9 protein-coding genes are annotated in these 12,848 nt (G+C 40.9%); 1 reads left to right on the forward strand and 8 read right to left on the reverse strand.

Translation table 11 applies throughout. The annotated features are described in order from the left end of the window. Window positions 1-18: 18 nt before the first annotated feature. The 4 genes from ACFPRA_RS03415 to ACFPRA_RS03430 all read right to left on the reverse strand — a co-directional run bounded on the left by ACFPRA_RS03415 (window position 19) and on the right by ACFPRA_RS03430 (window position 5,431). A complete protein-coding gene (locus ACFPRA_RS03415; protein ID WP_381430806.1) occupies window positions 19-1,764 on the reverse strand; it encodes an amidohydrolase in 1,746 nt (581 codons plus the stop codon). A gap of 35 nt (window positions 1,765-1,799) precedes the next feature. Continuing rightward, on the reverse strand, window positions 1,800-2,447 hold the full coding sequence (locus tag ACFPRA_RS03420) for a GNAT family N-acetyltransferase (RefSeq protein ID WP_381430808.1): 648 nt from the start codon (window positions 2,445-2,447) through the stop codon (window positions 1,800-1,802). A gap of 147 nt (window positions 2,448-2,594) precedes the next feature. After that, window positions 2,595-4,016, reverse strand: a complete 1,422-nt coding sequence (locus ACFPRA_RS03425; protein ID WP_381430811.1) for an NAD-dependent succinate-semialdehyde dehydrogenase — start codon at window positions 4,014-4,016, stop codon at window positions 2,595-2,597. A 35-nt stretch (window positions 4,017-4,051) separates the two neighbouring features. Continuing rightward, window positions 4,052-5,431 (reverse strand): aminotransferase family protein, encoded by a 1,380-nt coding sequence (locus tag ACFPRA_RS03430; RefSeq protein WP_381430814.1) that lies wholly within the window; start codon window positions 5,429-5,431, stop codon window positions 4,052-4,054. A 180-nt stretch (window positions 5,432-5,611) separates the two neighbouring features. Here ACFPRA_RS03430 and ACFPRA_RS03435 point away from each other — a divergent pair, with 180 nt between their 5' ends. Next, window positions 5,612-6,523 (forward strand): LysR family transcriptional regulator, encoded by a 912-nt coding sequence (locus ACFPRA_RS03435; protein WP_381430817.1) that lies wholly within the window; start codon window positions 5,612-5,614, stop codon window positions 6,521-6,523. Between the two features lie 176 nt (window positions 6,524-6,699). Here the strand turns inward: ACFPRA_RS03435 and allC are convergent, their stop codons facing one another. From allC to allW, 4 genes are all read right to left on the reverse strand, one after another. Beyond that, window positions 6,700-7,932, reverse strand: coding sequence for an allantoate deiminase (gene allC, locus ACFPRA_RS03440; protein ID WP_381430820.1), 1,233 nt, complete (start codon window positions 7,930-7,932; stop codon window positions 6,700-6,702). Between the two features lie 109 nt (window positions 7,933-8,041). Continuing rightward, entirely contained in the window at window positions 8,042-9,310 is a 1,269-nt protein-coding gene (locus ACFPRA_RS03445; RefSeq protein WP_381430823.1) for an MFS transporter, read from the reverse strand. A 49-nt stretch (window positions 9,311-9,359) separates the two neighbouring features. Further along, window positions 9,360-10,688 (reverse strand): allantoinase, encoded by a 1,329-nt coding sequence (locus tag ACFPRA_RS03450; RefSeq protein ID WP_381430826.1) that lies wholly within the window; start codon window positions 10,686-10,688, stop codon window positions 9,360-9,362. A 187-nt stretch (window positions 10,689-10,875) separates the two neighbouring features. After that, a complete protein-coding gene (gene allW, locus ACFPRA_RS03455; RefSeq protein WP_381430829.1) occupies window positions 10,876-12,324 on the reverse strand; it encodes an allantoin permease in 1,449 nt (482 codons plus the stop codon). Window positions 12,325-12,848: the final 524 nt, after the last annotated feature.

Below are 12,848 nucleotides of genomic sequence, written 5' to 3' on the forward strand. Positions count from 1 at the left end.
TTGAAAGGCGGAAATAACCTATTGATTGGCGCTGTTAGTATAAATAACTTTTCCGTCCATCATCGTAAGTTCCACTTGAATTGTAGGTATCTGATCTACTGAAATATCAAATAGATTGCAATCTAACACAATGATATCTGCGAGTTTCCCTTTTTCTAAGGTTCCGAGTTCATTCTCTCTGAAAGAACTATAGGCCGCCCCTTGTGTATAAGCCCTTATCGCGTCAGCTAATGTCACTTGCTCTTTTTTATTCCATTTAGATTCCCCTGTGAAATCTAATCTCGTTACAGCATAATAAATTTCCTTAAACGGATTCAGCGTTGTAATAGGATAGTCCGTACCAAAAGCTATATGATCTACAGCGTCTTTTAAAGTTCTACAAAGATAAGTATAGGGATCTTTTTCTTTGCCAACACGCAATGTATGACTTTCTTTTGGCATGAGTGCTAAATGTGAAGGTTGTACAGAAGGAATGACACCTATTTCCTTAAATCTAGGAATATCCGTTGGGTGAATCACTTCGATATGTTCTAGCGCATGACGGGAATCTCTTATTCCATTTATTCGTTGCGCTTCCTCGAAAAGGTCTAAACCGAGTCTTACCGCCCCATCCCCAATCGCATGAAAACGAATTTGAAATCCTTCCCTATCAGCGGTTAACACCCAATTTCTAATTGTTTCTTCGGGAAAAGCGGGGTCTCCTTTCGTTTTGGGACGATCTAAATAAGGATCGAGCATGTAAGCGGTATGCCCTGTCACTACGCCGTCAATAAATTGCTTTAGCCCTGTAAACTTTAATTTTTCTGATCTATACTTATCACGCATCACTTTAGCCTCTTCGATATTCCCACTTAAAGCAGGATAAAGATGAATCCGCGTTGTTAATTTTCCTGCTTTATCATACTCGTGATACATGTTCAAATTTTTCAGCCGATCGAAACTGCTCGCATATAAATCATTAACCGATGTCACACCTAATCTCGCAGCTTGCTTCAAAAATGCCTCGAAAAGTTCTCGTTGCTTTTCCTCAGGCAGCGCAAGTGCGATATCCGCTACTAGATTAGTAGCTGTTTCAATGAGAATCCCCGTTAATTCTCCTTTATTATCTTTCTCAATCACTCCATAATCCGGATTCGTCGTCTTCTTCGTTACACCGCTAACTTGCAATGCTTTGCTATTCACCCATGTATAATGGCCTTCCGCATGAAAAAGAATCACCGGTCGGTCACTAATCGCTTTGTCTAATAAAAACCGATTCGGAAATTCTTTAACACCCCACTTCGTTTGGTCCCAACCATAACCAAAAATCCACTCATCCTCTGGCCTTTCATCGGCAAATTGCTTGACAAGAATAGCCACTTCCTCGGAAGAACGAGCGTCCGATAAATCAACACTTGCATGCGTAAAAAGACTACCGAGCATTAGATGAAGATGCGCATCATGAAATCCAGGCATAATCAATTGATTCCCAAAATGATACTCTCTCGTTTCCGGACCGATATATGATAGAATTTCCTCTTTTGCACCTACTGCTAGTATTTTGTTGCCTTTTATAGCAAGGGCAGCTGGTCTTGCTTCATTTTCTAATCCTGTAAACACTGCCTCGCTCAAAATTACTTTATCTGCTATCTCCATCATCAAGCGCTCCTTTTCGATCAGTTTCATGCCTAATTCAAATTGTAATGCACTCGAAAAGAAATCGCTTTCATTTCCAAGTACATTACAAGTGTAGATGAACGGTTTAGCCCATGCCTGTTTTTCCAAACTAAAGTAACCAGCGATATAGGTACAAACACGGATTAAGGCGTAAAATCCTCATTTTTCCATTCCATCAATGCTCCATATTCCAATGACTCTTCATCTTTAGGTAAATATCCGGCAATCACTTTATTCAGCTCGAACCCATTTTTCATTTGGAATGTTAAGACAGGATCATATATATTCCCTTTCATGACCTCTTGTGCGTATTCGTCTGCACTCATCTGTTCCGCATATTTATAAAAGAATGGCATTCGACCACCGATCAGGATACTATCTAAGTTCAATTCTTTACATATCCTTCTTCGTCCCTCATAGAGACGACGCCCCAACTGCATTCCTCTAAAATCTTCATTCACTCCGACTTCAATGCCATATAGATTGCGCCCATTCGGATTATGATTACGAATAAATCCTTGATCACAGATTTCATAATAAGTATGCTTTTCTCCGTAATCGTCAAAATTCACAATTAAACTTAAAGCCGAACCTACAATTTCACCTTTATACTCTAAGCAAATTTGACCTTCCGGGAATATTTCTAACTGACTTTCAATATGTTCACGTTTCAATGACATATCGGGCCCAAAACACTTCATCGAAAGCTCTGCAACAGCATCTAAATCTTCCTTTACAATATTGCGGATGACAATTTCCTGTATATGATTTGTCGAGTGTGCTTGTGTCATTCTAAATACTTCCTTTCTTTTGGGAAACTAAAAACTGAGTAGACTTATTCTCCATAAACCTGCTATTCTACTGGAAGATCTTCGTTGATGTAAATAAGTCTACTGCAGTCTATTTATGGTCCACAAAATGGTTCGTCTTTTTTCCGTTCATTTCATATTAATGGACACATATTTCTCTTCCAAATAGTCTTCAAGGCCATATTTGCCGCCCTCTTTCCCCATACCACTTTCTTTCACACCGCCAAAAGGAGCTTGCACGACTGCCGGAGCCGGGTCGTTAATACCGACAATTCCATACTCTAATGCACGCATCATGCGCAATCCCCGACTTAAATCTTTTGTATAGCAATAAGCGGCCAGGCCATACTCAGCATGATTGGCCCTTTCGACAACTTCAGCTTCCGTTTTAAAAGTATAGATGGGGGCAACCGGTCCAAATGTCTCTTCTGTCGTAATTTGCATTTGATCGTTTGCATATTGAATAACAGTAGGTTCAAAGAAGTAACCGCTGTCATTTTTATGTGTGAAAACATTGCCGCCTGAAATGAGTTTCCCACCCTGTTTCACTGCATTCTCTACATGATTTTCCACTTTTTCGAGGGCCGCTTTATTAATTAATGGACCAACATTTACACCATTCTTTAAGCCATTCCCTACGACTAACCTTGATACTTTTTCGGCTAATTTTGCTGAAAATTCCTCCGCTACAGTTTCCTCGACGTAAATTCGGTTTGTACTGATGCAGGTTTGACCCGCATTGACGAATTTTGATGTTAAGACGCCGTCAACTGCCGCTTCAATATCGGCATCTTCAAATACGATATAAGGCGCATGACCACCAAGCTCCATCGATATTTTCTTGACAGTATCCGCTGAATCACGTATCAGTTGCTTACCGACTCTGGTGGAGCCCGTGAAGGTAATTTTACGAACATCCGGATTACTCGTCATCTCATTACCGATTTCTTCAGCTGGTCCGATGACTAGATTGGCCACTCCGGCAGGTAATCCAGCTTCATGGAAGCATTCGAATACTTTAATTGCAGAAAGCGGCGTCACATCGGCCGGTTTCAAAACAACTGTACATCCTGCAGCAAGGGCAGGTGCAATTTTTCTTGTAATCATCGATAATGGGAAATTCCATGGAGTAATGGCTGCACATACTCCTACAGGCTCACGAAGTACCATTAAATGTTTATCCGGATCGGAGGCAGGAATTGTATCTCCATATATCCGCTTCGCTTCCTCCGCATACCATTCTAGAAACGCGATGGCGCCCGCCACTTCACGAGTCGCGTCCGGTAGCGGTTTACCATTTTCAAGTGTAATTGTTTCAGCTAATTCCTCAGACTTCTCTTTCATCAATTGAACCGTTTTGGACAAATAGTTGCTACGTACGTTCCCGGTCGTCTTGCCCCATGATCTGAACGCCTCTCTAGCGCTTTCGATCGCCTCTTTCGTTTCAACTTTTCCACCTGTCGCAACGTTTCGTATCACTTTGCCAGTTGCCGGATTGATCACATCCAATTTGTTCTCTGTCTCACGCCATTCACCGTTTATATAAAGCACGGTTTAAAACCTCCTATTGGAATCTACTTTATTAATCAGTTCAGTGTTTCTTTAAAAGCAGTAATCGCTTCGTCAATAATTTGAATCATTTTATTGATTTCTTCTTTGTTAATGATAAGTGGTGGAGCAATCGCAATTATTTGGTTATGCGCACCAAGTGCTCTTAAAATCAATTGTCGCTCAAAACACGCATCGACCACTGCGTTTGCCGGAAATACAGTCGGATCAAACAGCTTTCCACTAGCTGGATCCTCATAAAGTTCAAAGGCGGCCAATAAACCGATCGCTCTACAATTTGTAACGATACTATGCTTTTCTTCTAAGTACTTTAATCCTTTTTTCAATTCAAGTTCCATACTTTTCACATTACCAATGATTTGATCCCGCTCTATGATTTCCAGATTTTTCAATGCGATGGCACAGGCTGTTGGATGTCCGCTATATGTGAAACCATGTGGAACAACCGCATCAAAACTAGAAATAGTTTGCTTGATTTCATCATTTAGCATCACGCCACCAAGTTGACCATAACCACTTGTCAAACCTTTGGCAATCGACATCATATCTGGAACAACATCCCAATTGTTTACCCCAAACATTTTTCCGGTACGACCAAAACCACAAATCACTTCGTCTGCAAGAAATAGAATATTAAACTCATCACATAGTTGACGAACGGCTTGCAAGTAACCGTCTGGCGGAATGTTCACCCCGCCTGCTCCTTGAACAGGTTCAATAATTATGCCGGCAATCGTATCTGCCCCTTCCCGCTCAATCGTCGCTCTTATTGAACTTTCATAATTCGGGGCATTTTTATCACCTTTTTCACTATCCAATAGATAAGCTGTTGCACGAACAACCCCCTCAATATTGGATCCTGAGAAGTGGTGATATGCCGAAAGTCCCGTCGCCGTTTGTGCAGCTACCGTTACACCGTGATAGGCATTATTGAGTGCAATGAACTTTCTTTTTGCCGGTTTACCTTTTAGCTCCCAGTAAAAGCGTGCAAGTTTAATCGCTGTATCATTTGATTCCGACCCGCCTGAAGTATAGAACACACTATTTAAATCTCCAGGAGCTAATGAGGCCAACTTTTCCGCAAGGAGAATTGCAGGTTCATTGGAAAACGCTTTAAATTGTGAGGTACAAGCAAGCGTGGACAATTGTTGATTTCCTGCTTCAGCTAGCTCCTGGTTGCCATGTCCTAAATTGACATTCCAAAGCATGGACATGCCATCGATATATTCGATACCATCCGTACTTGTAACTGTTACGCCCTTCCCTTCTGCAAAAATAACAGCCGGTCCATTGTCGACTACAGCTTTCGGATTTGAAGCTGGATGAAGAAAGTGTTTTTTATCCAATTCAGCTAGTTTTGCAGTTTTAGATGATTGATGCGTATTTTTAGTAGTCATCGAGAAACCCCCATTATATTTTTTTAATTATCCAATTGAAAAGAAAGAAAAAACTTATTTCATTTTTTCTTAATATTCGTGATTGTGTAAATAGTATATCTTTACCTTTGTATAATGTAAAATATATATAATATATATTTACCATATATTTTGTGAATGCAAGAAGAGGAGGACGTTCGAATGAATCTACATCGTCTACGTTGTTTTATTAAAGTCGTGGAAGAAGGAAGTATTACAAAAGCGGCTGCTGCCCTACAGATGACACAACCGCCTTTAAGTATTTTAATAAGGAAATTTGAAGAGGAGTTAGAGGTTAATTTATTTAACCGCTCTGGCAAAAATCTAGAGTTAACGGCTAGTGGCAAGTTTTTATATGAACAAGGTAAGGAATTGCTTGACGTGTCGGATAATACAGCAAGGCAATTGGTCGAGTATCATGAAGGTATTAGAGGTACCGTAAAAATAGGCTGTATTACTTCTGCAAATTTGTTTATCATTCCTAACGTCATAAAAAGAATTCAACAAGACACACCTCACATTGTTACACATGTATGGGAAGGCAATTCTTCTTATATTCTCAACGAATTGAGGAGCCTCTCCATTGATATTGGTATTGTTCGGACGTCAGTTAGGGCAGAAGACATCCATACGTCAACATTACTCGAAGAACCTCTGCTTTTGGCTCTTCCTCCAAATCATCATCTATGGGAAAAAGACTCTATTGAAATAGCAGATCTTCAAGACGAGCGATTTCTTTTACCGACCACTTCACAAGGACTTGGAATTGCAGATGATGTGATCGAGGCATGCCAAAATAGCGGTTTTACGCCTAATATCGTTTATCGGGGAACAGAAATATTACCGATGCTATTGATGGTCATGAAAGGTGCAGGGATTTGTTTTGTACCAAGTTGTTACAAGCACTTCAATTCCCCGGATTTACCTAGTCTCCGTCCAATAGCTTCTCCCGTATTGCAGACCAAACTAAGTATCATTACCCTTCGGAACCGTTATATGTCATCGGTCTCCAAACGATTTTTAGCGCTTACTGAAGAGATTGCTGAGGAGATGATGAATGTATACAATGAATGATTACTCATGGTACGATGTCATCTACTTCCTGCGAATCCCTACACTTAAAGAAAGAAATCACCGAACTGTTGGAAATAGTTTGGTGATTTCTTTTCCGTAATAATCCAGCTTTACAGCAAAAATTACCACATAGCTGGATGATCTTACACTTGTCGGGGCCTTCACTTTGCTCTTGTTTATTCTTGATAGGCTAAAACATATAGTGACTCCATCAATGCTTGAACACCTGTTGCTAACTCTTCCGGGCTTGTATACTCCAAAGGATTGTGACTAATTCCATCGCGGCTTGGCACAAAAATCATCGCTGTCGGCACGATCGGCGCGATGATTTGGGAATCATGGCCAGCACCGCTATGCATCATTTTGTAATTCAATCCTTTTTCTTTCGTTTGTTTCTCAATGGCACCCACAATTTGTGGATCCATCGGTATCGGATTCTCGTCCATCCACATATCGATAGTCGTCTCTACACCGGAGGCAGTGGAAATACGATTGATAATTGTAGTGAGTTCCTCAGTAAACTTTACAAGTATTTCTTTTTCTGTATGCCGTACATCCAATGTGAATAAGGCATTACCCGGAACAACGTTAACAATGTTCGGTTTGACTTCGATTTTGCCTACTGTCGCAACAAGTGGATCGCCATATTCGATTGCCTTGTCGATCACACCTTGGATCATTTGGCTTGCTGCATAAACAGCATCCTTCCGATATCCCATCGGCGTTGTGCCTGCGTGGTTCGCTACACCTTTTACTTCAATTGTAAAACGTCTTTGCCCGACAATGCTATGGACAACCCCTATACTCTTCCGTTCGTTTTCCAAAACATTTCCTTGTTCAATATGAATTTCAACAAAGCCTTTTACATCAGTGCGCACCGGTTTCGACTCATCCCTAAAATTAAAACCAGCTTTTCTCATCGCGTCAACGAAGGGAACACCATCGAAATCCTCAATGTTTTCAACGTCTTCCTTTTTTGCAATTCCAACAAGGTTTTTCGAGCCCCAAAAAGCATATGGAAAACGGCTTCCTTCTTCTTCAGCAAATGATACAACTTCAAGGTTCCGGAGAGGCTGTCCATATTTTGCTTGTAAATGCCGCAGCGCTAAAATTCCGGCTAAAATACCAAATGCTCCGTCTAATTTTCCGCCATTTTTAACCGTATCGACATGAGAGCCCGTTAAAATGGTTTCTTCATTATACTTACTTCCTTCTAAACGTCCGAATAAGTTGCCGATATCATCATAACGAGTCGTCAAACCATCTTCTTGCATCGCTTTTTCTAACGCTTTTTGCGCCTCAACCCACTCGTTTGTATAGAGTAATCGCGTAACACCGCCTTCGGGATCCTTCCCAAATCCACCTAACCAATCGACGAGGTGAGCAACTTCACTTGTTAAGTCTTTCATATTCATCTGCCCTTTCGATTTTGATTCTAAATTATCACGGTTACTTTTTATTCTTCAAAATTCTGTATGTAACCTATTTACATCCTGAATGCGATTCCCTAGACGCTATTTATGCATCCTTCACTTTTACTTTCGGGACTTCTTTAAAGAACATCATAAGGACGAACCCTACGCCAAGAACGATCACCGCTGAGTAAAACCCAGCAGTCATGCTGCCTGTTTTATCGGCAAGATAGCCCACAAACCATGGGGCAATAACAGACGAGATCATCCCTATAAAATTATAGAGACTGAAGGCAACCCCGTACGCTGATTGGTGAACGTTTTCAGAAACAGATGCGATTAGAAGTGGGTCCAGCGCAATTTTACCAAATAGCCCATAAATCAATAATGCAGTGATCAACAGTGCTGTACTATGCACATAGACAGTTGCCCATAATGCGATCGCTGCAATTGGAATAAGTACAAAAGCGAAAGGTTTCTTCCGACCTAAGCGATCCGAAATATAACTTGCAACGAGGGCTCCGGGTATTGAAGCCAATGGAACCAAAGCCGCTATCAAACCGACTTGACTGCCGTGAAAGCCTCTTTCGGTCTCCAAAAACTTCGGCAACCATGTGACAACCACCGTAAAGCCATAAATGGAGCAGAATAAGACAAGAAAAGTAACCAGTAGATTACGGTTTTTAAGTAAAGATATTACCGACACTTTTTCTGTATTAACGGAAGTCTTCTCAAGTTGTTCCCTTTCTTCTATTGCTTCAGGATTTTTTTCTTTAACTAGTGCCGCAATCAGGATTCCGACAAGAACTGTTAGTATGCCGAAGATATAAAAGGGAATGGTCCATTTCATTCCCATATCCAGAACTAATGTGCTCGATAAGATAAACCCAAAAGCAATCCCGATCCCTGATCCACTGTTAATAATTGCACTGCCAACCGTTCTATGCTTTTCTGGAATCGCTTCGGAAGAAAGAGCGAATTGGGGGCCGTAATACGTTGCCGAAGAAAGGCCTGCAATTGCACGAGCTACCAAAAAGCCGGTGAAACCAGCCATGAGACCACTGACGCCCGTCAATATCCCGTATAAGATAAACCCGATGACGAGTAGTTTTTTTCTACCGAACTTATCACTGAACGCTCCAGCTGGTATTTGTGCGATCGTGTATGTCAGAAAGAAGATACTGTTGACGAGCCCCAGTTGGGAATTATTCAGATTATACTCCAAGCCGATGTTATCCAATATCGGGTTCAAGAAATATTTATTCGCATTGATAAACATCCATCCTAATGTAAATGCAAAAACTACCTTCCACCAATATGGAATCATGAATTTCTTTTTCTGCTGAAATTGAGGCTGTGCTTCCCTTGGCGCCATACTACCAATTCCCCTTCCCCTTTATAATAACTGCAGGAACGGACAGTTTTTATTCTTGTATTTCTCCATTTTCGAACACTGCTTTTCCGCCGACAATTGTCGTCTTCACGTTCCCTTTGAACGTCATACCGACATAAGGTGAATGTTGGTGACGATAAAACAGATCTTCCTTCTTTAGTTCAAAGCTTTCGTTCAGATCAGCAAGCGTCAAATCCGCATCATAATTAGCTGCAATCTTTCCTTTCGTTGTCAGTCCGAATATCTTTGCAGGATTTGTTGCAGTTAACTCAACAATTTTCTCCAATGGGAGATTTCGTTTGAAATGCCCTTCCGTCAAAAGAATATTCAACATGGACTGGGCGCCTGAAATCCCTCCCCATCCATCGAAAATATTGTCGCTGATTACTTTCATCGATGCCGGCGCCGGAGAGTGATCGGAGCCAATGGTATCGATTTCTCCGTTCGCGACTGCCGTCCATAAATCATCCACTTCTTCTTGATCTCTTAATGGAGGAGCACATTTTGCGATGACGCCTTGCTCTTCTAAGTCTTTTACGGTCAACGATAAATAATGAGGGCATGTTTCAACTGTTATATCGACACCTCTATGTTTAGCATCATTGATCACTTCCACGACTTTCCGGCTACTTGCATGTACAATATGAAGTTTACAACCCGTCAGCTCTGCATAGGAAAGTATTCTTCGGACCGCTTCAATTTCCGAAATGACTGGACGCGATTCGACGTAGTCTCTTGCCGTCACTTTACCTTGACCTATTCTTTCCTCTGCAAGTTGTTCACACATGACCGTACTTTCAGCGTGAACGGCTAAAAGGGATCCTAAGGATGCAATCTCTCTCATTCCCTTGTAAATCGTTTCATCATCAACATTATGGAAATCATCAATTCCACTTGGTGACATAAACGCCTTGAAGCCGATAACGCCATTTTCGTGAAGATCCTTTAAATCATCTAAGTTTTCTGGTACAAGCCCGCCCCAGTAATATGGATTTACTATGGATTTTTCCTCGGCAGCTGAACGTTTCAGTTCTAAATTCGCTTTATTGATGGTAGGTGGTGTACTATTCAGCGGCATATCAAAAAATGATGTCGCTCCACCTGCTGCCAAGCTTCTGCTTCCTGTCTCCAAACCTTCCCACTCTGTTCTGCCCGGCTCGTTAAAATGAACATGTGAGTCAATTACTCCTGGAAAAACATGAAGTCCTACCGCATCGATTTCTTTCTCCGCCGTCGCCTCCAAAGGCTTATCGACAGATACTTCCATAATTTTTCCGCCCTTGATAGCAATATCTCCTTGAACAATTGAATCTGCTGTAACGATCGTTCCGTTTTTTATAATTAAATCGTAAATAGTCATGTTTTATCCCTCCGGTAGATATTTTTCTAAAACTGTTAACGTCCGCTTCTGTAAAAATCGGACACGATTCTCAATAGACTCTCGCTTTGCGCTAACTTTTTCATCCCTTTCTCATATCATGACCAAACCCTCCCTGATAAAAATTCGATAAAAACTCGAAACCGAAATTTCCCTCAATAATGCTCGGCTATTTTTCTTCATTCGTGAACTGAGCATTTTTAATGTTCCGCATCTCCAGTACACTATAAAGAATAAACGCTGTAATAATTCCTACGAACCATGACATATCATAAAGTGGTTCAAAGAATGGGACGAAATTACCAATTAAGCTTAGTACACCGGCGACGGCCGTTGTAATGAGGGCATTTACATTAAAACCATTCTTATAATTGTATTTTCCTTTCTTGGAATACAATTCACCCAAGTCAAGTTCTGTTTTCGACACGACAAAATAATGAGCCAGCATAACACCTGCTACAGGAGCTAATATGCCGCCAACGATACTTAGGAATGTGAAAATACTTGTCGAGTTCTCCATCAGTTTCCAAGGCATGACGAGAATTCCGATGACAGCAGCAATCATTGCACCCGATTTAAACGTGAGTTTCTTCGGGAAAAGTGATGCTAATTGGTAACCAGCAGGAACAATATTACCTGTCACGTTCACCGATAATGTGGTTAAACAAAGTGTAAGTACAGATATTCCGATTGCAAAAGCACTATCAAATCGAGCCACAACATCCAATACATTCCAAATGGGTGTACCAAAGGCAATTTCAGAGCCTACAATAATCGCAATACTAGCGATGGCAAACAATAAATACGTCACAACCAAACCTAAAGTTTGTCCGATAGCCTGAGCCTTCGTAGAACGGGCCAATCTTGTAAAATCAGATACGTTGACTATTGGGGCAGCCCAAGCAGCAATTACTGCGGTCATACCTGCTACAAAGAAAACGATTTGATTTTCGCTCGTTCCTGTACCTGTATAAGCTAAGATTGGACCAATTCCGCCAGCTAACCGAATGGCCCAAATCGCCATACCACCAAAAACAATGTAAACAAGTGGAGAAAGGATATTTGTAAATTTCCCCAGGAATTCCAATCCACCATAAATTAAAGCAACATTAAATAACCAAAATAATAAAAACGATATTAACGCGGGTAATGTTAATCCCAAAAGGTTCCAATCCCCACCTAACGTTAAAAACGTAGGCCAAAGTTTTCCGATGAGAATGATTAACGCTTGGCTTCCTGCATAGGTTTGAAATCCAAACCACATAATCGCTGCAATAACCCCTCGTAAAATCCCCGGAATCATTGCACCTTTCGTACCGTAAGAGGAGCGTATCAGCATTGCAAAAGGTAATCCATATTTAGATCCCGCATGACCATTCAGAACCATCACGATCGCTAATACAACGGAAGCTGCCATAATGACGGCGAACACTTGTCCAACAGACATTCCTAAAGCAAACAATCCGCCGATTGCAATATAGTTCGGGATATTATGCACTGACCCCATCCATACGGTTGCATAGTTTCCGACGTTCCAATTTCTAGCTTCCGGCTTCGTCGGCAATATATCTTCGTTAAAACCCGCTTTCTTTAGTTGTTCTCGATTGATTTGTTTCAATCGAAACCCTCCTTGATCGTATCGAATTAGCCTTTCAATCAATTGCGCCACGGCGTAATTGCGTCCAGATTTTGAATTAAGTCAGCGAATGTTTTTATACTGAAAGCGAAGCGTCAGCTACAGGAGTTTGGACTCCCTATAATTGAAATACATGCTATTATTCAGCCCGCCGAGCACTCGTATGTTAACCGATCCGCCTTTATTTATTCAAAGTTCTTAAACCTTTACATCCAGTATGAAGACTTCCCCTATTTCCATTTCTTTCAGGTTTTTTTAAGGAACTGTTTTTCTTACCTCTCTATTTTCCCAAACTTTAGTTTGTTCAAACGAAATTTGCATATCGGACACCTCGATGTACTTCTTTAATTTGTACAAGCACAAGGCTTTACTCTCCTTTCTATACTTAAGATATACAAATTACTTTTAGTAACAATAAAATCTTATATACAAATCGTATACCTTCGATTACCATTCGTATATATAATTGTGACCATTTTGTCAAAAACGCAATACATCCACCCATC

Source organism: Sporosarcina soli (assembly GCF_042655805.1).
In the GTDB taxonomy this organism is placed as follows: domain Bacteria; phylum Bacillota; class Bacilli; order Bacillales_A; family Planococcaceae; genus Sporosarcina; species Sporosarcina soli.